At 50.6% G+C, this 22,235-nt stretch carries 16 protein-coding genes and 1 riboswitch; of the genes, 11 read left to right on the top strand and 5 right to left on the bottom strand.

Annotated features, from left to right (window positions below):
* The first annotated feature begins 87 nt into the window (after positions 1-87).
* From thrS to ABD931_RS16975, 5 genes are all read left to right on the top strand, one after another.
* The gene (thrS, locus tag ABD931_RS16995) at positions 88-2,034 is read left to right on the top strand and encodes a threonine--tRNA ligase (protein WP_345269025.1); all 1,947 of its coding nucleotides are present in this window, start codon (positions 88-90) and stop codon (positions 2,032-2,034) included.
* Between the two features lie 183 nt (positions 2,035-2,217).
* Positions 2,218-2,769, top strand: a complete 552-nt coding sequence (infC, locus tag ABD931_RS16990; protein WP_345269024.1) for a translation initiation factor IF-3 — start codon at positions 2,218-2,220, stop codon at positions 2,767-2,769.
* A 138-nt stretch (positions 2,770-2,907) separates the two neighbouring features.
* Complete coding sequence (gene rpmI / locus ABD931_RS16985) at positions 2,908-3,102, top strand: 50S ribosomal protein L35 (protein ID WP_345269023.1); 195 nt, start codon at positions 2,908-2,910, stop codon at positions 3,100-3,102.
* A gap of 188 nt (positions 3,103-3,290) precedes the next feature.
* Positions 3,291-3,635 carry a 50S ribosomal protein L20 gene (rplT, locus tag ABD931_RS16980; protein ID WP_345269022.1) on the top strand — a complete coding sequence of 115 codons (345 nt, stop codon included), beginning with the start codon at positions 3,291-3,293 and terminating at the stop codon, positions 3,633-3,635.
* A 165-nt stretch (positions 3,636-3,800) separates the two neighbouring features.
* Entirely contained in the window at positions 3,801-6,281 is a 2,481-nt protein-coding gene (locus ABD931_RS16975; protein WP_345269021.1) for a patatin-like phospholipase family protein, read from the top strand.
* Between the two features lie 18 nt (positions 6,282-6,299).
* Here ABD931_RS16975 and ABD931_RS16970 read toward each other — a convergent pair whose 3' ends face one another.
* Positions 6,300-6,707, bottom strand: a complete 408-nt coding sequence (locus ABD931_RS16970) for a nuclease A inhibitor family protein (RefSeq protein WP_345269020.1) — start codon at positions 6,705-6,707, stop codon at positions 6,300-6,302.
* A gap of 96 nt (positions 6,708-6,803) precedes the next feature.
* Here ABD931_RS16970 and ABD931_RS16965 point away from each other — a divergent pair, with 96 nt between their 5' ends.
* The 5 genes from ABD931_RS16965 (at position 6,804) to ABD931_RS16945 (ending at position 15,218) form a co-directional block, all read left to right on the top strand.
* Positions 6,804-7,388 carry a hypothetical protein gene (locus ABD931_RS16965; RefSeq protein WP_345269019.1) on the top strand — a complete coding sequence of 195 codons (585 nt, stop codon included), beginning with the start codon at positions 6,804-6,806 and terminating at the stop codon, positions 7,386-7,388.
* Between the two features lie 261 nt (positions 7,389-7,649).
* Positions 7,650-9,590 carry a molecular chaperone DnaK gene (dnaK, locus tag ABD931_RS16960; protein ID WP_345269018.1) on the top strand — a complete coding sequence of 647 codons (1,941 nt, stop codon included), beginning with the start codon at positions 7,650-7,652 and terminating at the stop codon, positions 9,588-9,590.
* A 469-nt stretch (positions 9,591-10,059) separates the two neighbouring features.
* On the top strand, positions 10,060-10,923 hold the full coding sequence (locus ABD931_RS16955; protein WP_345269017.1) for an alpha/beta fold hydrolase: 864 nt from the start codon (positions 10,060-10,062) through the stop codon (positions 10,921-10,923).
* A gap of 222 nt (positions 10,924-11,145) precedes the next feature.
* Positions 11,146-13,710, top strand: coding sequence for a DNA gyrase subunit A (gene gyrA / locus ABD931_RS16950; protein ID WP_345269016.1), 2,565 nt, complete (start codon positions 11,146-11,148; stop codon positions 13,708-13,710).
* A 71-nt stretch (positions 13,711-13,781) separates the two neighbouring features.
* On the top strand, positions 13,782-15,218 hold the full coding sequence (locus tag ABD931_RS16945) for a tetratricopeptide repeat protein (RefSeq protein WP_345269015.1): 1,437 nt from the start codon (positions 13,782-13,784) through the stop codon (positions 15,216-15,218).
* Positions 15,219-15,497: 279 nt separating this feature from the next.
* On the opposite strand, the gene ABD931_RS16940 is transcribed toward ABD931_RS16945, so the two are convergent.
* The 4 genes from ABD931_RS16940 to ABD931_RS16925 all read right to left on the bottom strand — a co-directional run bounded on the left by ABD931_RS16940 (position 15,498) and on the right by ABD931_RS16925 (position 20,281).
* Entirely contained in the window at positions 15,498-16,517 is a 1,020-nt protein-coding gene (locus tag ABD931_RS16940) for a YncE family protein (RefSeq protein ID WP_345269014.1), read from the bottom strand.
* Between the two features lie 73 nt (positions 16,518-16,590).
* Positions 16,591-18,576 (bottom strand): TonB-dependent receptor plug domain-containing protein, encoded by a 1,986-nt coding sequence (locus ABD931_RS16935; protein ID WP_345269013.1) that lies wholly within the window; start codon positions 18,574-18,576, stop codon positions 16,591-16,593.
* A 48-nt stretch (positions 18,577-18,624) separates the two neighbouring features.
* Positions 18,625-18,825: riboswitch (cobalamin riboswitch) on the bottom strand.
* A 17-nt stretch (positions 18,826-18,842) separates the two neighbouring features.
* Positions 18,843-19,292 carry a helix-turn-helix transcriptional regulator gene (locus ABD931_RS16930; RefSeq protein ID WP_345269012.1) on the bottom strand — a complete coding sequence of 150 codons (450 nt, stop codon included), beginning with the start codon at positions 19,290-19,292 and terminating at the stop codon, positions 18,843-18,845.
* A 167-nt stretch (positions 19,293-19,459) separates the two neighbouring features.
* Positions 19,460-20,281, bottom strand: coding sequence for a 2,3,4,5-tetrahydropyridine-2,6-dicarboxylate N-succinyltransferase (locus ABD931_RS16925; protein WP_345269011.1), 822 nt, complete (start codon positions 20,279-20,281; stop codon positions 19,460-19,462).
* Between the two features lie 924 nt (positions 20,282-21,205).
* On the opposite strand from ABD931_RS16925, the gene gap reads away from it, so the two are divergent.
* Positions 21,206-22,213: a type I glyceraldehyde-3-phosphate dehydrogenase gene (gap, locus tag ABD931_RS16920; protein WP_345269010.1), complete on the top strand. Its 1,008-nt coding sequence runs from the start codon at positions 21,206-21,208 to the stop codon at positions 22,211-22,213.
* Positions 22,214-22,235: the final 22 nt, after the last annotated feature.

The raw sequence follows: 22,235 nt of genomic DNA, 5'->3' as shown, positions 1-22,235 counted from the left end.
CTATAAAATTTGGTACCAGGTCTCTTCTAACAGTGTTAGATAGCCCAGGGCGACGAATAAAAAGTTAATTTCCGTAACAAAACAAATATGAGTGAACAGGACATGATTCGGGTAACGCTACCGGATGGGAGCGTTCGGGAGTACCCCAGGGGAAGTAGCGGCTTAGCGATTGCTACCAGCATCAGTGAAGGTCTGGCGCGGAATGTGCTGGCCGCGAAAGTAAACGGCGTGGTGCAGGATGCCACCCGCCCCATAGATACCGATGCAACGGTGCAACTGCTGACGTGGAACGATACCGAGGGGAAATCTACGTTCTGGCACTCGTCGGCCCACCTGCTGGCCGAAGCCCTCGAAAGCCTGTACCCCGGTGTGAAATTCGGCATCGGCCCACCTATTGAAAATGGGTTCTACTACGATGTCGATCTGAACGGGCAGCATTTTTCGCAGGACGACTTTAAAAAAGTTGAAGACAAAATGCTGGAGCTGGCCCGGCAGAAGAGCGAATACTCTCGCCGGCCGGTGCCGAAAGATGAGGCCGTTGCTTATTTTGAGGAGAAAGGGGATCCGTACAAAATTGACCTGCTGAAGGACCTGGAAGACGGAACCATTACCTTCTATTCGCAGGGCAACTTTACCGACCTGTGCCGGGGGCCACACATCCCGAATACCGGCTTTATCAGGGCGGCTAAGGTCATGAACGTGGCCGGTGCCTATTGGCGGGGCGACGAGAAAAACAAGATGCTCACCCGCATCTACGCTATTACATTCCCGAAGCAGAAAGAACTGGACGATTACCTGCACCTGCTGGAAGAGGCAAAAAAGCGGGATCACCGCAAGCTGGGTAAAGAACTGGAGCTGTTTGCTTTCTCGGAGAAAGTAGGGCAGGGATTGCCGCTCTGGCTGCCAAAGGGTACGCTGCTGCGGGAGCGGCTGGAGAATTTCCTGCGCAAGGCGCAGATCCGGGCCGGCTACTCGCCGGTGGTCACTCCGCATATCGGTAGTAAGCAGCTTTATGTGACCTCGGGCCACTGGGAGAAGTACGGCAAAGACTCGTTCCAGCCGATTCACACGCCCGACGAAAACGAGGAGTTCCTGCTGAAGCCCATGAACTGCCCGCACCACTGCGAGATTTACAAAACCAAGCCCCGCTCATACCGCGACCTGCCCCTGCGGCTGGCCGAGTTTGGCACCGTGTACCGCTACGAGCAGAGTGGCGAACTGCACGGCCTGACCAGGGTACGCGGTTTTACGCAGGACGATGCCCATATCTTCTGCCGGCCCGATCAGGTGAAGGAAGAGTTCATTAAGGTAATCGACCTGGTGCTATACGTGTTCCGATCACTGGGTTTCGAGGATTTCAGCGCCCAGATTTCGCTGCGTGATCCCGAAAACAAGCAGAAATACATCGGTGGCGACGAAGCCTGGGAGAAAGCGGAATCGGCCATTGTAGAAGCCGCTGCCGAGCGGGGCCTGCGCACCGTAACCGAACTGGGCGAAGCTGCCTTCTATGGCCCCAAGCTCGATTTTATGGTAAAGGATGCCCTGGGCCGGAAATGGCAGTTAGGCACCATTCAGGTCGATTATCAGTTGCCGGAGCGCTTCCAACTGGAATATACCGGCTCGGATAACCAGAAATACCGGCCGGTAATGATCCACCGGGCACCCTTTGGCTCGCTGGAGCGTTTTATTGCTATTCTGATCGAAAACTCTGCCGGCAATTTCCCGCTCTGGCTTTCACCCGATCAGGTAGCCATTCTGCCGATTTCGGAGAAGTACGAAGACTACGCCAATGAAGTATTCTTCAGCCTCCAGGAAACCGACATCCGGGGCTTTGTGGATCACCGAGATGAAAAGATTGGGCGCAAGATCCGCGATGCGGAGGTCAGTAAAGTGCCGTTTATGCTCATCGTTGGCGAAAAAGAGCAGGCCGAAGGCAAGATTTCCGTCCGGCGTAAAGGTCAGGGCGACCTAGGTGCGATGAGCATTCCGGAGTTCGTGACTTTATTTCAGGAAGAGGTTAAATTATTAGTTTAGAGTTTGAAGTTTCAGGTTTCAGGTTAAATAACAACTGGTGCATCAGCAACTTGGAACCTGAAACCTGAAACTTCAAACTCTATATTGCAGAGTATCAGCATTTTTTTTAGTTTACCGAAACTTTTGATTACCCCTTACGTTATTTGAACAAATTTTCGTTTTTGACAACGCTAAACACACTCTATGGCATTACAGCGCAGACCACCCCGGCGCGTGGTTGAAGAACCTTACAAGATTAACGAACGTATCCAGGCCCGCCAGGTTCGGGTAGTTGGTGAGAATGTAGAACAAGGTATATACGATATACAGCAGGCCCGGGCGCTGGCTCAGGCCCAGAATCTCGATCTGGTAGAAATTTCTCCCAACGCTGTCCCTCCCGTTTGTCGCATCGTCGATTACTCCAAGTTCAAATACGAACAAAAGAAGAAGCAGAAAGAAATCAAGGCGAAGGCACAAAAGGTTGTTATCAAAGAAATCCGCTTCGGCCCGAATACCGACGACCATGACTTTGACTTTAAGCTAAAGCACGCCATCAGCTTCTTGAAAGAAGGAGCCAAGGTAAAAGCTTACGTGCAGTTTGTGGGCCGCGCCATTGTATTCAAGGAGCGTGGATTTCAACTGCTGGATCGTTTTGCAAAAGGTTTGGAAGAGCACGGCAAGATTGAGGCCGAACCCAAGCTGGAAGGGAAGCGGATGAGCATGTTCATCGCCCCTAAGGTGGTCGCTAAGAAATAAGTGAGCAGTTGGCAGTCTTCAGTAGGCAGCAGGCAGACGGAACTCCGGTTTTTGCCTGCTGCCTACTGGGAACTGCCGACTTTTTTTTCTATCTTTGCGGCCTGTTTTACTTTTTTCAACACGTTAAGGGATTCAGTCATGCCTAAGTTAAAGACTAATTCGGGAGCCAAGAAGCGGTTCAAGCTGACTGGCACCGGTAAAATCAAGCGGAAGCACGCCTTCCACAGTCACATTCTGACAAAGAAATCAAACAAGCGGAAGCGGAACCTGGTTCAGACGACGCTGGTTGATGTGACCAACGAGCAGCGCATTAAAGCACTGCTGGTAGCTTAATTTAGTAAGGGGCGCAGGTTTGCGTCCTGGTTTCATGTTTCACCCGACAACCGGCCTTAAAGAGTAATGATGTATGATGAATGATTAACGATGAATGAATGGAGGCTGCCAGGTACACATTTATCATTCATCTTTATACATTTATCAGTAACGAATTGCCGCCGGCGTCAAAAAACAATTAATACAATATGCCACGTTCCGTCAATCACGTTGCCTCACGCGCACGTCGGAAAAAAATTATGAAGCTGGCCAAAGGCTATTTCGGCCGGCGTAAAAATGTCTGGACGGTAGCCAAGAATGCCGTCGAGAAAGCGTTAGTATATGCCTACCGTGACCGGCGCCAGAAGAAGCGGGATTTCCGTGCCCTCTGGATTCAGCGTATCAATGCCGGTGCCCGTCAGAACGGTCTGTCATACTCTGCCTTAATGGGCGCAATTCATAAATCAGGCATCGAGCTGAATCGCAAGGTACTGGCCGATCTGGCCATGAACCACCCGGAAGCGTTTGCCGCCGTTGTTGAAAAAGTAAAATAAGTCGGCGAGCCGACAGAAATAGAAACCCCGGTCACATGGCCGGGGTTTTTTGTTGCCCTTAGGTTTCCACAACAGGCTAGGCGTAACGAATACGTACTTATACGCTTTACATCGGTCCATTAAGGGTATATATTTGATTACTAAACCCTTAATCTGAGACCGAGCGTGGAAAACATAGCCCCCCAACGGCAAAACCGGCTGTTCAAACTGTTGGCCAACAGCTATAATTATCTGAAAAGTCAATACTATCGTCACTGGCAGGAGCCTTTATCGCGGTCTTTCTTTGCTGAGATAGGAAACCTGCTGAAAACGCTCTTCTCTATTTTATTTCTGCACCCATATCTCAAAGTGGCTATCCTGATGGTGCAAACACTGTGGCTGATTATTCTGCTGCTTTTTCTGACCTACCTGCCTTTATCATCCATGGATCAGGCAACGGATGTCTTCAGCGTTGTTGCGGAGGGTGAAAACCTCTGGTGGACTCTGGGAGCCCATATCTCCGTTTTTGTGTTTGCGCTGACGGTTTGGTTCAGCTGCCGGATGCTGTTTATTTTCTTTGACCTCGGAAAAATTAAAGAGCGGGTGTATACTGAAGAGGCTATCTCTAAACAGCAGGAACATGCGCTACAGGGGCTGATGCGCTGGATACCGCCCTTGCTGGGTCTGTTGCCTTTTTTTATTTTTATGGGCAGTCTGTCCGGGCATTCTGGGAGTGGCATACAGATCGCTGTAGTGGTTTTGCTGATCGGTGGGTACTTCATTGTGCTGAGCCAGAATACCCGGTTTATGAAGGACTTGGAGTTGGATACCGGCCCGGTCGACGAACAGCCGGCAGAGACGATGATTCAGGTGCCGGGCAAAGAAAAAAAGGATTACCTGTCGTTGCAAAAGCATACGTTCGGGCAGTTGCGTGTCCGGTACCGGCTGCTGACGTACGTGATGTATCTTTTCTGTTTTCTGTTGTTTGTGGTTTGCGCAATATTTCCGGTTAACCTTTGGTTCTCGCGGCTGATAGGCGTTGTGGCCGGCGTATTTCTGGCAATGAGCATGTGGGTTTTTCTGGCTCATGCGCTGCTGTTGCTCGATCATCAGTACAAAGCGCCTATTGCCGTGCTGATTGTGGGTATCATTCTTTTCTTCTGGAATACCAATAATCATCAGATCCGGACGGTCAGAGATCCTTATTTTCTAAAGTCGGACGAGCTCCTTATACCGAACCATTTTGTAAAGTGGATCGAGCAGCGGGAAGATTCAATCAATGCCTGGGTAAAAGACGCTAAGGACAAAGGACATACCCAAACGTATCCTATTTACATTGTGGCCGCGGAAGGAGGAGGATTGCGGGCGGCTTACTGGACAGGGGCTATTCTGGGGGAGTTGAGTAAGCGAATCCCTGGTTTCTACAACCGGGTTTACGCACTCAGCACCGTCTCCGGCGGGTCGGTGGGAGCCGCCATCTACACCAAACTGTACGCCGACAGCCTGTCGTACCAGCAGTCGACACAGACCCCTTCCAGGGTATCAGGCACTGTGTACGCGAAGGCTACGGGTATCTTGAGCCAGGATTACCTGTCTCCGCTGACTATGGCCTTTCTGGTGCCGGATATGGTTCAGAAGCTGCTGCCGGTCAGCATTGGCTCTTTTGACCGGGCTCAGTACATTGAAAAAGCGTTGAGTAAAGCGTATACTGATACCGTGAGCCGGTTTTTGCCGGTTGCACCCGCGCCGGGCGGTGCGGTTAAAGCCGGATTTTTCTCGGCTTTTCTCTCCCGTTTTGCCAGTGATGATCGGGTAAGCCCTTACTCGCTGGACTCATCGTTCCTGAGTATCTGGCGCAAAGACAAGCTGTATACGGTACCGTCTCTGTTTATGAACTGCACGCGGGTTGAGGACGGTGCCAAAGTGGTTTTATCTAATCTGCTGATTAAAGGGAATGCCTTTCAGGGGGTAAACAGCCAGGAGGTTATTGACCTGCAGGAGAAGATACACAAACATATTCCGATTGGCACGGCGGCTTTTATGAGCGCGCGTTTTCCGCTGGTGACACCACCAGCTACCATTCAGTCGACCAAGTCTGATCGACCCGACTGGTTTAATGTAGTCGACGGGGGGTATATCGATAACTCCGGTCTGGAAACGGCCATTGCCATTCTGACGAGTATCTCCGAAGCACCGGGCTGCATTGATCGGGTTTATGCGAACGGTGATCAGGCGAAGGCCAATCAGATCCGGGCTTTATTAAGCAAAGTGGAGGTCCATCTGGTGCTTATTAAGAACTCGGAGCAAAACGACGACGATCTTTCCCCTGTTCGGGGGTTGTACGAAATCAAAACACCCCTGCTCGCTTTTTTTAACTCCTGGGACCGGCATATCGGCTCTAAACTCAATATTACCCGGCAGCATTTACGACTGGCGGCCACTCAGATACTGCCGAAAGACTCGGTCAGTATCAAAGTAGATTCCACCCTGGTGCTGTTTGATCTGGACCGAAAGCAGGAATTAGTGCCGCTGGGCTGGTTTTTGTCGAAACGGGCACAGCGATGTATGAGGATTCAGGCCGACAGTTTACCCAATACCAATGCCTATCGGCAGCGTATTAATTTCAATCTGAGGCATATTGCTTCGGCCCGGCCCGCCACTAAGTAAGGCCGGATACACCGTTGGCTAGGTCTCCACCACCATCGTCTTCAACCCGGCCCAAGTGCCGTCGGGCTGGCGGCCGAGCAGGTAGAGCGTAATTTCTGTTTCGCCGACGCGGAAGTACTGCCGGTCGGTGAGGTGCTCGTTCACTGTAGCTTTGAGCTGCCCGAACTGAGCGGTGCGGGCTTTTTCATCCTCACCGTACCATTCTTTTTCTTCCGTAACGGGTGACCAGAAATCGTCTTCGGCTCTTTCTTCAATGGGTATTTCAGCCGGGAGTTGGAGCCATTCCCGGAGGTGAGCGTCGGTAAGCGGGCCTTCCAGGTTTAGGGGGGAGGTGACAAAGTCGACGGGTTCGTCGGATTCGCTGGGGTAGTACAGGTCGGTAAGCAGGGGCTGGAGTTGCGCTTCCAATGATAATTTGTCTTCCATAAATGGGTTACTATTGTTCAGGGCGGGCGTCTTAAAGAACAAAACTTGCGCGGGCAAGTTACATAAAACTGATAACCTAATAAACCATCTCTTCCCATGTTAGACACGCTGATGAATCTGGTGCGCGATCAGTCGGGCGACGCCATTGTAAATAACCCTGCCATTCCGAATGAGCAAAATAACGTAGCCATGGAGTCCGTTATGAACGGTATTCTGGGCGGCCTGAAACAACAGGCTAATGAAGGGAACATCGGCGGGCTTCTGAGTACCATTATGGGTCAACAAAGCACGTCGGCGCAAAACCCCGTAGTGAGTGGGGTTATGAATAATGTAACCGGCCAGTTGGCGGAGCGCCTGGGTATATCACCCCAGATTGCGTCGAGTGTGGCGGCCGCTGTTGTACCGATGGTGCTGAGCCGGCTGTTCTCCAAAGCAACCGATCCGAACGATTCCAGCCTGGATGTAGGAAGCATTATGACCACGGCCACCGGCAATAAGCAGGCTTCCGGTATGGATTGGGCCGGGATGGCACAATCGGCAATGGCCGACGGCAAGCTGGATATGAACGACCTGATGCGCCTGGCCGGCGGCTTCATGGGCGGTGGCAGCAGCGGCAGTTCCGGTCAGCAATCAGGCGGTGGCCTCGGCGGTATGCTCGGCGGCCTGTTTGGAGGAAAGTAGAAGGGAATGATGAATGGGTCGCATTAACCTAATGTAATGAAGCGCCAGCCCGTTCATCATTCATCATTCTTTTGTCAGCCTTCGTGTCAGCTTCTAATCAAAGTTCCGTCATATTGGTCCGTGGGGTATTTTAGGCCTGTCAATCTGTCACAAAAAAAGGGGATTCCGGGGTGTGGCATATGTCTTGTTAGATACAGGATGTCTGTCACAGAATGTCTGGCAGCGTTAACCACAGCAAGAAAGTATAGCTAAACCAGTATTATGGGAAAGATTATAGGCATTGACTTAGGTACAACCAACTCGTGCGTGGCCGTTATGGAAGGTAACGAGCCGGTGGTGATCCCGAATAGCGAAGGCCGTCGGACCACTCCGTCGGTTGTTGCGTTTATGGACAACGGCAACGGCGAGCGTAAAGTGGGTGATCCTGCCAAGCGTCAGGCAATCACAAACCCGAAAAACACTATTTCGTCGATTAAGCGGTTCATGGGGAAACGCTACAACGAGGTACAGAACGAAATCAAAAACGTGTCGTATACCGTTGAGCGTGGTCCGAATGATACCCCCCGCGTTCGTATCGGCGATCGCCAATATACCCCGCAGGAAATCTCGGCGCTGATTCTGCAGAAAATGAAGCAGACGGCTGAAGATTACCTCGGTCAGACTGTAACCGAAGCCGTGATTACGGTACCCGCTTATTTCAACGACGCCGAGCGTCAGGCTACCAAGGAAGCCGGTCAGATTGCAGGGCTGGATGTAAAGCGGATTATCAACGAGCCGACGGCCGCTGCCCTGGCCTACGGTCTGGATAAGACGCATAAAGATATGAAGATTGCCGTCTTCGACCTGGGTGGTGGTACGTTTGATATCTCTATCCTGGAACTGGGCGACGGCGTATTTGAAGTAAAAGCAACCGACGGTGATACCCACCTGGGCGGTGACGACTTCGATCAGGTCATTATTGACTGGCTGGCCGGGGAGTTCAAGGCCGACGAAGGCATCGACCTGCGTCAGGACCCGATGGCCCTTCAGCGTCTGAAAGAAGCGGCTGAGAAGGCTAAGATCGAGCTGTCAAGCTCCTCGTCTACGGAGATCAACCTGCCGTATATTATGCCGGTAAACGGCATTCCGAAGCACCTGGTACGCTCGCTGAGCCGGGCTAAGTTCGAGCAATTGGCCGATTCGCTGATTCAGCGCAGCCTGGAGCCCTGCCGCCGGGCCCTGAAGAACGCCGGTCTCTCGGCCGGTCAGATTGACGAGGTCATTCTGGTAGGTGGCTCAACCCGGATTCCGAAAGTGCAGGAAGAGGTTGAGAAACTGTTTGGAAAGAAGCCGTCCAAGAACGTTAACCCCGATGAGGCTGTAGCCGTGGGTGCTGCGATCCAGGGTGGCGTTCTGACCGGTGAAGTAAAAGACGTGCTGCTGCTCGACGTAATTCCGCTGTCGCTGGGTATCGAAACGATGGGTGGCGTGTTTACCCGCCTGATCGAATCGAACACCACGATTCCGACCAAGAAATCAGAAGTGTTTTCGACGGCCTCCGACAACCAGCCGAGCGTAGAAATCAACGTGCTGCAGGGTGAGCGCCCGATGGCGCAGCAGAACCGGCAGCTTGGTCGCTTTATCCTGGATGGTATTCCGCCGGCCCCGCGTGGGGTACCGCAAATCGAGGTAACCTTCGACGTGGATGCCAACGGTATTCTGCACGTAACGGCCCGCGACAAAGGCACCGGCAAAGAGCAAAAGATCCGGATTGAAGCGTCCAGCGGGCTGAGTGACGCCGAAATTGAGCGGATGCGGCAGGAAGCTAAAGCTAACGAAGAAGCCGATAAGGCTGAGCGCGAGAAAGTCGACAAGGTAAACCAGGCCGACTCGATGGTGTTCCAGACCGAGAAGCAGCTGAAGGAGTACGGCGATAAGCTGTCTTCGACCAATAAATCGGCCATTGAAGATGCCCTGGCGCAACTGCGCACCGCCCACGGTTCCCGCGACGTAGCAGCCATCGACGAGGCTATGGAGAAGCTTAATAATGCCTGGCAGGCCGCTTCGCAGGATCTGTACAACGCCACCAACGCCCAGGCTAACCCAGCCGATGGGGCAGCCGGTTTCGATGGCAACGGTGCCGGCGCGAACGGTCAGGGTGGTCAGCAGACCGGTAATACCGACGGTAACGTATCGGATGTGCCGTACGAAGAAGTGAAATAGTCAGAACTAGGATTTAGCGGCTCTGAAGGATTCGCTGAATATTGAAGCCCCCGCCGGTACCGGCGGGGGCTTTTTGCATTAAATCGTTAGCGTATCCGGCGACTCAATACGTTGCCGCCGAACGGCGCTATACTGCGGGCCAGCGCTTCAAACGCCGGCGCGTTGTGCTTTAGAAAGCGAAGAGCAGCGCGTCTGGTTAGTGTCCAAATCAGTACGCTTCGTTTTGGGCTTGTAAATGCCCTGTTTTTTAGATTCAAGGTTTGCATAACGTTTTCAATTAGTTGGAAATCAACGCCATTGGTTGAAAGGTATTTAGTTGATGCCACTGGTAAAGTAACATTAAGAATGACGTAAAAGATCTTGGTGTATGGGAAAAGTACCAAAAGTGCATTTGATTAGACAGTAAATACCGGGATAGTCATAAAGATTCTTTAAATTGACCGTTGGTATAGCTGACCGTTTACCCAACATGGAACATCATTTTATCCCTACCAACGGCATCCGGCTGCACGTGGTACAGGCCGGTCCGGTCGATGGACCGCTGGTGATCCTGCTGCACGGCTTTCCGGAGTTCTGGTATGGCTGGCGCAGGCAGATCACCGTTCTGGCAGAGGCCGGTTACCGGGTGTGGGCACCCGATCAGCGGGGCTATAACCTGAGTGACAAGCCCGAGGGTGTAGGCGCGTACCAGACCGATACGCTGGTGGCCGATATACTGGGGCTGATTACCGCATCCGGCCGGCAGAAAGTATTTCTGGTGGGGCACGACTGGGGCGCTATCGTGGCCTGGCGCCTGGCGGCCCGGCACCCGGAGCGGTTGCATAAACTCGTCATTCTGAACGTGCCACACTGGCGGGTCATGAAGCAGTTTGTGCTGCGGCAACCCCGTCAGTTAGTCCGTAGCTGGTATATAATCTTTTTTCAACTGCCCTGGATACCCGAAACACTCGTAAAATGGAGGAATTACCGACTGATGGTGCAGGCCCTGCTGGGAACGAGCCGGCCCGGTACATTCAGGCGCGATGATCTGAAGCAATACAAACAGGCCTGGGGGCAGCCAAACGCCTTTCGGTCGATGATTAACTGGTACCGGGCGGCTGTGCGGAAACCACCTACGGAACGGATTAAACCGACCATTCAGGTGCCAACGCTGATTCTGTGGGGCAAGCAGGATCGTTTTCTGATGGCCGAAATGGCGCGGCAGAGCCTGGCATACTGCGCCGAGGGCGAGCTTGTTTATGTTGAGGAAGCCACCCACTGGCTTCAGCACGAAGAAGCAGCAAGGGTAAATACTGCACTAATCGATTTTTTTGCCCGCTTCGGGCCGTTATGAATAGGACGAAATGTAGGCGGTATTTTTTAGGCCGGCGCAGAGCCGGGTAGGGGAGGGGTGCCGGGAAAGGCAGCCGAATGGCGCTGCCGAATAAGGTAAAAAGCCGATTTCCGGCGTTTGTTTTACTATTTCCTAAAAATTTCGTATATTTGTGTATGCGCGTTACTGGCGTAAAACTGGTGGCGCTGAATAGGAAAATTTTGTGAAATACCCCTCTCTTATATGACGGAAGAAACCAACGGCACGGAGGTGCCTAACAACATTATTCCCATTAACATTGAGGACGAAATGCGCGGTGCCTACATCGACTACTCGATGTCGGTTATTATCTCCCGCGCATTGCCCGACGTGCGCGACGGTTTGAAGCCGGTGCATCGGCGGGTACTGTTCGGTATGGCCGAACTGGGCGTCAACTACAACAAGCCCTATAAAAAATCGGCCCGTATCGTAGGGGAGGTGTTGGGTAAATATCACCCCCACGGCGATGCGTCTGTGTACGATACGATGGTTCGAATGGCCCAGGACTGGTCACTGCGCTACCCGTTGGTTGATGGTCAGGGTAATTTCGGTTCTGTCGACGGCGACTCTCCGGCTGCCATGCGGTATACCGAAGCGCGGCTGAAGCGCATTGCCGAGGAAATTTTGAATGACATCTATAAAGAAACGGTCGACTTCCAGCCCAACTTCGACGACTCGCTGGAAGAACCCTCCGTTATGCCGGCCAAATTGCCCAATCTGCTGCTCAACGGCTCGTCGGGTATAGCTGTAGGGATGGCTACCAATATGGCTCCGCATAACCTGTCGGAAGTAGTAGACGGTATTGTGGCGTACCTGGACAACCAGGATATCGATGTTGAGGAACTGATGGAGATCATTCAGGCTCCGGATTTTCCTACGGGCGGCACCATCTACGGGATGACAGGTGTACGCTCGGCCTTCCGCACCGGCCGGGGTCGCGTGATCATGCGGGCCAACGCTACGTTTGAGACCACCAAATCAGGCAAGGAGCAGATTATCGTGACCGAGATACCGTATATGGTCAACAAGGCCATGATGCTGGAGAAAACGGCTGCGCTCATCAACGAAAAGAAACTCGAAGGGATCTCGGCAATCCGTGACGAATCGGACCGTGACGGGATGCGGGTGGTGTACGACCTGAAGAAAGACGCTATCCCCAATGTGGTCCTGAATAACCTGTATAAGTATACGGCCCTGCAGTCGTCATTCGGGATCAACAACGTGGCGCTGGTGAAAGGCCGGCCGATGCTGCTGAACCTGAAAGACATGATCCGGTACTATGTGGAGCACCGCTTTGAGGTGATTACGCGCCGGACTCAATATGAACTGCGCGAAGCCGAGAAGCGGGCGCATATCTTACTCGGTCTGCTGATCGCGCTGGATAACATCGATGAAGTGATTCAACTGATTCGCAGCGCCAAAGATCCGGATGCCGCCAAAGCCGGTCTGATCAGTCGTTTTGAGCTGAGCGAGGTGCAGGCCAAGGCCATTCTGGATATGCGTTTGCAGCGCCTGACCGGCCTGGAGCGCGATAAGATTCAGGCGGAGTACGACGAACTGATGCGCGAGATCGCCGACTACAAAGACATCCTGGCCCGTGAAGAACGGAAGCGGCAGATTATCAAAGACGAACTGGTCGACCTAAAGGCCCGCTATGGCGACGCCCGCCGGACCAAGATCGAAATGTTTGCCGACGGCGACATTGATGATCTGGATCTGATTCCGGACGATGAGATGCTGATTACCATTTCGCATGAAGGGTACATCAAGCGGACCCCACTGATCGAATACCGGTCGCAGGGCAGGGGAGGAGTCGGTTCGCGGGGCGTTGCCACCAAAGATGCCGACTTTACCGAGCACCTGTTCCCGGCTACGATGCACAACTACCTGCTGATTTTTACGCAGAAAGGGCGGCTGTATTGGCTGAGGGTGCATCAGATTCCGGAAGGCAGCAAAGTGTCGAAAGGCCGGCCGATCCAGAATCTGATTAATATCGAATCCGACGATAAGGTGCGGGCGGTGATCAACGTTAAGACGTTAGAAGATGCCGACTATATCAACAACAACTTCATTGTGATGTGTACAGAGCAGGGAACCATTAAGAAGACCATGCTCGAAGCCTTCTCGCGCCCCCGTCAGAACGGTATCATTGCCATTTCCATCGACGAAGAGGACCGGCTGCTGGATGTAGCCCTGACCAACGGCAACAACGACCTGGTCATTGCGTCGAGTGCCGGTCGGGCGGTGCGCTTCAACGAGAACCGCGTGCGCCCGATGGGTCGTACGGCAGCCGGGGTGCGTGGCATTACGCTGAGCGAAGAAGACAAAGACGATAAGGTAATCGGCATGGTGTGCATTAGCCGCGAAGATGCGCAGTTACTGGTCGTATCGGAGAAAGGCTATGGCAAACGGTCGGATGTAGAGGAGTACCGGGTAACCAACCGGGGGGCTAAGGGCGTGGGAACACTCAAGGTAACCGAAAAGGTTGGTAAACTGGTGGGTATTCTGGAAGTAGGGGATACCGACGACCTGATGATCATCAATAAGTCGGGCATCATCATCCGGATGCCGGTAGAGGAGGTACGGGTCATTGGCCGAAATACGCAGGGGGTAAAGCTGATCCGGCTCAACGAAGGCGACGAAATATCGTCGGTGACCAAAATTGAGCGGGACGAAGCGGAGGGAAGCCTGCCGGTGAGCCATCCCGTAGAAGCCGAGACCGCAGAGGGATCAACGGAAGGAGACGCCACAACTGAGTTAACCACTTGATATTACCGGGAATTATACGGTATTTTCCGTAATTTCGTTTTTCAAATAAAATTCAACCTAAATATTGACACATGAAAAAACTTTCGTTGTTCCTGCTGGCCAGTGTGTTTTCGGCGGGAGTGTATGCTCAGGGCCTCGACGCAGCCCTGGAGCAGAGCGTAGCAAAGGACAAAGAAAAGAGTGATAAGGCGATTACCGACGCGAAGGCTTCGGCTAAGGCAAGTACCTGGATGGATCGGGCGAAGACCTACGAGAACATTGCCGTTCAGTACGTGAAGCTGGATTCTAACGCTGCCATGGTCGCTTACGATGCTTACAAGAAAGTTATCGAGTTAGATAAAGATAAAAAAGGTGCTCCGGGTAAGCTGGCCAAAGAAGCCGAGACAGCCATGAAAGGGCAAGGTATGTATAACGCCTTTATGCAGACGGGTGCCGCCAAGTATCAGGGCAAGAACTTTACCGAGGCTGCCAAACTGATGGCGATGGCCGGTGAGGTAATGCCGAAAGACACGACCGCAGCGTTGTATGCCGGTATTGCGGCTCAACAGGCCGAAAACCCAACGGTAGCAAAAGAGCAGTTTGAACGCTACATGACAGTTGGTGGTAAAGATCCCAGTGTTATTTACACCCTGGCGAATATTTACCGGCAGGAGAAGAATGTGGATAAGGCTATTGCTACCCTGGAAAAAGGCTTGGAGATTCTGCCTAACAACAAGGACTTGTCGGCAGAGCGCGTAAACATTATGCTGGCGGCCGGCCGCATGAACGATGCCATTGCCAGTATGAAGCAGTTGGTTGAGCGGGAACCGAACAATGCCCAAAACCTGCTGAACCTGGGTATTCTGTACGATAACTCCGCGAATGAAACGGAAAGAGAGCTTCAGAAGCTGTCTGATAGCGTAAAGAAAGGTCCTGATCTGAGCAAACAACTGGCAACGCAGAAAGATGCGCTGGCCGCTATGCAGGGTGAAGTGACCCGGCTGAATGCCCGGGCCAAGAGGGAGCCGAAAAACGCTGATGTAAAGCGGCAGCTTACGCAGGTAAATCAGATGATTACCGACAAGCGTAACGAAATTGCCCAGCTTGAGAAAGACATTCAGGAGCAGCAGAGCAAGGCAACGCAGTCGGTAGATAATCCGGAGCAGAAGATCGCTGATCTGACCAAGCGTCAGCAGGAGTATCGCACAGCTGCTAAAGAATATTACACCCGTGCGCTACAGGTTGATCCGAATAACTACGATGCTAACTTCAATATGGGTGCGTTGTACTTTAACGAAGCGGTTGCCCTGAACCGTCAGCTGAGCAACATGGATATGAAGGAGTACCAGGCGAAAGGCAAAGAAGTTGAAGGTCGGGCCTGTGGTCGTTTCAAGCAGGCGCTGCCGTACCTGGAAAAAGCAAAGTCGATAAAAGATACGGAAGAAGACCTGAACGAAAACCTGAACAGCCTGCGGGATATTCTCAAGCAGTTTGAGGAGAAGAAGGTAGTCTGTGTAGATTCTAAATAACAGGAAAAGGGCAGACCGGATAGAGGCTGCCCTTATTTTCTGAAGCTCTACTTAACATAATATAAATTATAGAACTAAAGTATCTGTTTTTATCCACACGTAATCCACAACATATCCACGTGGAACACTAAAGTATTCATATATAAGGATTTAGGCAGAAAAGGGCGGTTTCTGAGCAGTTTTTACGTGTTTTCAGGGGGGACTATAGCAAAAAAGACCGGCATCGAGCCGGTCTTTTTTGCCTTTATGCTGGCCTGTTGATAGATTGAATGGATTCACTTATTTAAAATAAAATCCAGACGGAATTAAACCCACCCGCAACGAGTCGATTAGCTGCCCACCCGAACGATACCGGAACACATAGCCAGTCTGGGTAAAGTTTCCGGCATAGGCGCCGTACAATGTATTCGTGGCATTATCGTAGCCCAGGCCGTAAAGGTTTTTCCGGATCAGTGGCGCATCAATCGAGGCCACAGTAGCTGATATGGCCATAGAATAAACCGCATTGTTAAGGGTGAAATAAAGGATCGTACCATCGCCATTGATCACCAGATTATCCGGATTGCCGTTGATGTGCTTACCGCCGATGGTTATCCGCCCCACAATTTGTTTGGTTGTTGCATTTATTCGTATCAATTCTGCCTTCGTTAGCCCATCGGTACTGCTCCAGGTTGGTTTGCCGCTGCATAATACCCAGATGTCCTGGTTGCGATCCATAACCAGTTGAGTGGGTACATCCCCTACGGGAATGGTGGTTATGACAGCATCTGTCTGGGTGTTAATGACGCTTACGGTATTATCGACATCAAACCCGCCGGAATTGGCAACGAAGAGGTCGGTCCCCTTTAGCAGCATACCTTCTGGTCCGGCTCCAGTAGTGAGTTGCTTTACCACGACCCGATTAGCCAGATCAACAACGGCAACTGATCCTTTCGCGCTATTTCCCCAGCAACTCACAAATGCTTTGTCTTTCGAAACGGGTACCATATACCGGCACTGTTCCAGACCGGATTCAATGGTTCCCGTTGATTTAAAGGTATTGGCATCGACGATTTCGACTTTGTTGCTGTTGTTGACCACCAGATACCCTTTGCCGGCAATTTCAACATACGATTGCAGTACATCGCCGATAGCGCGGTTATTCACTTTCTTAAAAATTTCAGTTGTAACCTGGCTTGTCTGCCGGTTAATATAACTGATGGATGCATTTCCTTTCTGAAACGCGCCCTCTTCAATAACCAGAATCCCACTCTCGTAGGGCTCTACAACAACATCAGTGTCAACTTTACAGGCTGTCAATCCGCCAAGGAAAGTAATAGCAAGTAGTGCCTGGTGCAGTAAACGATTTGGAAGTAGCATATTTAGAATTAAACTAATTAAATTTAAAGAAAAAGGTAAACTGATAATTTATTCCGGGCATGGCCCGGTTTTCGACTGTCTGGTATGTAGTATTGCTCAAATTATAGCCCGAAAACATAATACGAAGTAGCTGTTTGTTCCAGCTAAGCTGCTTACTCAATTGGGCATTGATGAGCATATATCCAGGAAGAAATGCGCTAACATCGGTCAGTGTATACCGGCGACTGATATAGGTGTTCTGGATGCCCAGCTCCCAGCCGTTCCAGCCAATCTGGTTTTGTTGATTGAGTGAAATCAGGGGGGCATACATCAGTTGATTTCCTTTTGTTTGTACATCTGAACTGCCAATAGCCTGTTCGTTACTGATCCGGTTGTAGGCTAAGCTAAGTTGGTTATTAATACGTATCTGTCCAACAGACCACATATACCTAAACGCAGTTTCAATACCCCGGCTGCGGACCGTCTGGAGATTCTGTGCCGACCAGTAGGTTTCATTTATACCAGGTCGCCATAGAATCCAATCATGAATCAGGGCATGATAAACAGTGGCGGAGGTTTCCCAGGAAGCGCCTGATGTGGGAGTGCTTTCGGGCTTATGGCGAATTAGAATCCCTCCCTCCTGACTCCAGCCTGTTTCCGGCCGCAGATCAGGGTTGCCCCCTGGTCGCCAGTACCGGTCGTTGAGCGTGGGTACCCGATACACCCGCGACAAATGTGCTTTAGCGGTAATGGTCAGATCATCTCCGGATCGAATCCGGTAGTCGACACCCAACGATGGCACAATGGGCGGATCGAACCCGGTTATCCAGCCCTTTCGTATTTGTCCGGATACACGTAACCGGTTATTTTCGTACGTGGTCATGCCGTAGCCCTCTCCCCGCCATTGGGTTTGCAGTACCTGATAAGCCGGAACGGTGGCCGTTGCCAGGGCTCCTTCTACTCCGGTTTTCAGGTACCAGTTAGCCTGATTACCTTGTAATTCCCATTGTTCTTCTACCCGAAACTGTGTTTGCTTCGCAACCGAGATATCGTCGGTACGAATAACCGGGTTAATATACCGGATTTGTTCGGCCGACTGACTAATTTGTACCAGCGAACTATGCCGGTTATGACTGCCGACTACTGACAAAACAAACCGGAGGGCGTTATCCTGCTGCGTTTCAGTACCCGATATTCCGATGCCCGGCTGTAGTTGCCGGTCGGCTTCGGTGTACCAGCTATTCAGGGAGATGTAGTATCGGTTGGATAGTTTACCGTAGATATCCTGAACGGCGGAGAACTGTCGGACGGCCGCATGTTTTTGTCGTTCTATAGGCTGACCGAAGCGGGAGCTATTCCGGTACGGAAAATCATTGCGGATGGTGAGCCAGGAAATTCCGGTTCGGCCGGTCCACCGGGCATTATCGGTTCCATAACGGGTGGATAGTTGCATACCTCGCCGACCGAAGCTCCCGAACTGCGCCGAGGCCTGAGCGCTGAGTCCAGACTGCCAGCGGGGTTTAGAGGTAAGCAAAACTGCTCCCGAAACAGCGTCGGTACCTACCAGGGTATTGGTAGCCCCCCATTGAACAGAAGCCTGATCGAAGGCGATGGATTGGATGAGCGATAAATCCTGCTGCCCCAGCATAGGCGAATTAATAGAAACGCCGTTCCAGTTAACCGCCGTATGACCGGGACCTGTTCCCCGGATAGAAAGCACACTGAGCATTCCATTCCCATAGTTACGGATGGGAATGGCCGAGAATTGTTCGAGGATTTGGCCCATGTGTAGCAGGGTAGCCATCCGAAGCTGGGCCGAATCAAGCTGGGTGGCTGAGCGCCCGGCGCTGAATGTTTGGTGGGCACGTTCGATGATACGAACAGTATCCAGCGTATGGTTTTGTGATGGTTCCTGAGCCAGAGCAAGTCCTGCTGAGGATAGCCATACCGGGAGGAGCGAATACCAAGGTATTCTCCGGCTGGGTTGCTGCCCATCCCTACGTACACCAATTACGACCATTCTTTATCGATTTTGCGATCAGTTCGCTGTTTTCACCCGAAACAATCGAACGATAGATTCTATACGGCAGGTCTCCTGGCTTGCGTATCGGCTGTGGCCTTCCCACCCCTAAGGGAGCAGTGGCATGAAGTATCGGGAGCCGACAAGTGTAGCATACAGTTGCGGGGACAGCACCGGTCTTGCACCGGTTTCCCTTTTAAGCCCGGATAACACTAATGGAATCCAGACACCGTATTGAAAGACAAAGGTACGGAAAGTTTGGCAGCTTATTCCGGAGAAAATTCGCGGAAGGTGCCATCGGTGTAAAAGATCAAAATACGCTCAATTTTCTTTTCGCGTTTCAGATTGTCTGGTTCGCTAGTAGCCTGCGGTTGACTGTTAGTCGCGTTATTGTCTACCCGTCGTTGCCGTGGAACAGTAGCTGACATACTAGTTTCCCGGTAAGGAGAGGCAACGGTTTCGTCGCGCCTGATTGCCGATTTTGCGGTTATATTGGGCAGATTAATTGATGTTTGTGAATCGTCTTCCAGTATCCAATCGTAACCGAGGTCGGGGAATCGACGAATAATTTTTTGAATAATGTCGAAGCTGGGTCGATTTCGACCCGAGAGGATATGGGAGATACTGGATCGTTGCACACCAATCTCATCAGCAAAGTATGATGGAGACAAGTTCTTGTCAATCAGTATCTGTTTAATTTTGTCATTAATATTCATTTCTGTAAATTAAAGGATATGCTACAAAAGTAAATTCATTATTATAAATCACAAAATTAAATCAATTTAAATTTTTAAACTGATTGACAAAAATAAATGCCGTGACTTACGTCTGTAAACCACGGCATCCGTTGTTAATTTAGCTATGTGAATTACAATTGTAATCGTTAAACCGCTACTTGATTCTCACGGAGAGCATCATTCAGCGATGTTTTCAGATCGGTAGATTCTTTCCGCCGGCCGATGATGAGGGCGCATGGGACCTGGAACGCGCCGGCCGCAAACTCTTTAGTATAACTCCCCGGAATAACTACCGAGTTAGCCGGTACAAATCCTTTATATTCCTTGGGTTCGGTGCCGGTTACGTCAATAATTTTAGACGAGCCGGTAATGGTTACCCCTGCTCCGAGTACAGCTCGTTTGCCGATGTGAGCACCCTCTACTACAATACAGCGGGAGCCGATAAACGCCCCGTCTTCAACTATAACAGGAGCGGCCTGTGGGGGTTCCAGAACCCCTCCTATTCCGACGCCACCGCTCAGGTGAACATCTTTCCCGATCTGTGCGCAACTTCCTACTGTGGCCCAGGTATCGACCATGGTACGCTCATCAACGTAGGCGCCGATGTTGACATACGATGGCATGAGAATTACCCCAGGGGCCAGAAATGAACCATAGCGGGCCACAGCCGGCGGAACCACCCGAACCTTCTTTTCCTGAAAATCGCGCTTCAACGGGATTTTGTCGTGGAAGGTAAAAATACCAACTTCGTCGGGGGTCATCTGCTGGCTGATAAAGTAAAGCAGAATTGCTTTCTTCACCCACTCATTGACTAACCAGGTATCTCCCTCCTGCTCCGGTGGTGTGGCAACGCGAATTTCTCCAGCATTTAATTGCCTGATTACTTCGCGAATTGCTTCCAGCGACGACGATTCGAACAGTAAGCTTCTGTTGTTCCAGACTTGCTCAATTGTGTTTTGACTAAGCATAAGTAAGTAAATAATAAATTGAGGTAACCAATGTAAAAACCCTGAAAATCAGTTCAATAAAATTTGAAAAATTACTGTCCTATTTCAAGTCAGAATTTTATTTGGCGCGCTCCTAAATTGGTAAAACAGGTAAATAAGCTTCCCTATCAGGGAATTTCTGATGCAATATTAAAGGGATTATTTGTAACGACCTTCTTTATGCTTGTTTAATAAAAAGCTTCAAGTTGACAAAATGTGGACAGCAACTCCTGATTGAATTTCTGCTTTTATGTACATTGTATAGTGTTGCCATAGGGAATAATTAGGTGGCTTTAATCAGGACGCTTCTCCAGGAAATATAGAACTAATGCCGGCTGGTATCAGAGTAAAAACTTTGTGGTAGTGCCCGACCGACTCCCGTTAACTAGCTACGAGCTTTAATTTAGGAGTGGATTTAGCCGGAGAAAAGATGGAGTACATTTTATTGAAGGCATTGCGGCCAAAGAGTGCAATTTGTTTTTGCCATTCTCTTTCTTAACATCTATAGAAATTACCTAACGAAGAGAAAGAGGTAGTGGATCAAATATTAGCACACACAGGAAAAGTATACGCAGGTAATTAAAGCGCGGCAAACCGGCATCGAGCCGGTTTGCCGCGCTACTTATCGAGAATTAAATAACGAGTCTGGTTTAGATCGCGTAATTGAAAGAGTCGGGCTCTCTCCTACTCCTTATACAAAACAAATTAATTTATCTCGATTAGCAAAAACATAATCCATATACCATTATATTTAGTAAATTTAAAATTAGTACGAATATTTTTAGCAAATAAAAATTTAATACTAAACTAGTTAGATTGCTAATTAGTATTTTACTAATAATTAACCGCGCACTGTACTATAGCCTTTATTATCTTTGAGCCGTAAAACCAAACACTAGTATAGGAATGGACAAAATAAGAGTTGCCATTAATGGTTTCGGAAGAATAGGTCGCCTGTCATTCAGAACACTACTTGAAAAAGAGAACATCGAGGTAGTAGCCATCAATGACCTTACAGACAATTCCACTTTAGCGCACCTTTTAAAATACGACTCAGTACATGGCCGATTTAACGGAGATGTCTCTTCAGATAATGAGAGCATAACTGTAAATGGCATACGTATTAAAGCCTTCGCCGAACGGGATCCCAAGAATTTACCGTGGCAAGAATTAGAAATCGATGTCGTACTGGAATCAACAGGACGTTTTGTTGATGAAGCCGGTGCCGGTATGCACCTACAGGCTGGTGCAAAAAAGGTTGTGATCTCCGCCCCTGCCAAGGGAAATATCCCAACGATAGTCCTCGGTGTAAATGAAAATACGCTGACCGGTGAAGAAACTATTGTATCCAATGCATCATGCACCACAAACTGCCTGGCACCAATGGCCAAAATTTTGGATGATGCTTTTGGAATTGAAAAAGGATACATGACCACCATCCACGCCTATACCGCCGATCAGAATCTTCAGGATGCTCCGCATTCCGACCTGCGTCGGGCACGTGCAGCAGCGCTGTCGATTGTACCAACGTCAACCGGTGCCGCTAAAGCAGTAGGACTTGTGCTGCCACACCTAAAAGGCAAACTAGACGGCAACGCCATGCGCGTTCCGGTACCCGATGGGTCTATTACCGACTTTACCGTGATCCTGAAGCGTGAAGTTACCGTTGATGATATCAATAACGCGGTAAAAGAGGCAGCCAATAACCAATTGAAGGGCATTCTGGAGTATTGTGTCGACCCGATTGTGTCAGCCGACATTGTGGGTAATCCGCACTCCTGTATCTTCGACGCCAACCTGACTGCCGCCAACGGCACCTTTGCTAAAGTTGTTGGCTGGTACGACAACGAATACGGCTATTCAAGCCGTATCGCCGACCTGATGGAGCTTTTAATGAAAAAGCAACCGGCATAAGTAAAACGGAATTACATTCCGT

Origin of the sequence: Nibrella viscosa (assembly GCF_039541875.1) — a bacterium.
In the GTDB taxonomy this organism is placed as follows: domain Bacteria; phylum Bacteroidota; class Bacteroidia; order Cytophagales; family Spirosomataceae; genus Nibrella; species Nibrella viscosa.
This window is presented reverse-complemented; position numbering and strand designations above follow the sequence as displayed.

Excerpts from the sequence above, each read along its gene's own strand:
- thrS (WP_345269025.1), top strand. The coding sequence starts at position 88 with ATGAGTGAACAGGACATGATTCGGGTAACGCTACCGGATGGGAGCGTT.
- infC (WP_345269024.1), top strand. The coding sequence starts at position 2,218 with ATGGCATTACAGCGCAGACCACCCCGGCGCGTGGTTGAAGAACCTTAC.
- rpmI (WP_345269023.1), top strand. The coding sequence starts at position 2,908 with ATGCCTAAGTTAAAGACTAATTCGGGAGCCAAGAAGCGGTTCAAGCTG.
- rplT (WP_345269022.1), top strand. The coding sequence starts at position 3,291 with ATGCCACGTTCCGTCAATCACGTTGCCTCACGCGCACGTCGGAAAAAA.
- ABD931_RS16970 (WP_345269020.1), bottom strand. The coding sequence starts at position 6,707 with ATGGAAGACAAATTATCATTGGAAGCGCAACTCCAGCCCCTGCTTACC.
- ABD931_RS16965 (WP_345269019.1), top strand. The coding sequence starts at position 6,804 with ATGTTAGACACGCTGATGAATCTGGTGCGCGATCAGTCGGGCGACGCC.
- dnaK (WP_345269018.1), top strand. The coding sequence starts at position 7,650 with ATGGGAAAGATTATAGGCATTGACTTAGGTACAACCAACTCGTGCGTG.
- ABD931_RS16955 (WP_345269017.1), top strand. The coding sequence starts at position 10,060 with ATGGAACATCATTTTATCCCTACCAACGGCATCCGGCTGCACGTGGTA.
- gyrA (WP_345269016.1), top strand. The coding sequence starts at position 11,146 with ATGACGGAAGAAACCAACGGCACGGAGGTGCCTAACAACATTATTCCC.
- ABD931_RS16945 (WP_345269015.1), top strand. The coding sequence starts at position 13,782 with ATGAAAAAACTTTCGTTGTTCCTGCTGGCCAGTGTGTTTTCGGCGGGA.
- ABD931_RS16935 (WP_345269013.1), bottom strand. The coding sequence starts at position 18,576 with ATGGTCGTAATTGGTGTACGTAGGGATGGGCAGCAACCCAGCCGGAGA.
- ABD931_RS16930 (WP_345269012.1), bottom strand. The coding sequence starts at position 19,292 with ATGAATATTAATGACAAAATTAAACAGATACTGATTGACAAGAACTTG.
- ABD931_RS16925 (WP_345269011.1), bottom strand. The coding sequence starts at position 20,281 with ATGCTTAGTCAAAACACAATTGAGCAAGTCTGGAACAACAGAAGCTTA.
- gap (WP_345269010.1), top strand. The coding sequence starts at position 21,206 with ATGGACAAAATAAGAGTTGCCATTAATGGTTTCGGAAGAATAGGTCGC.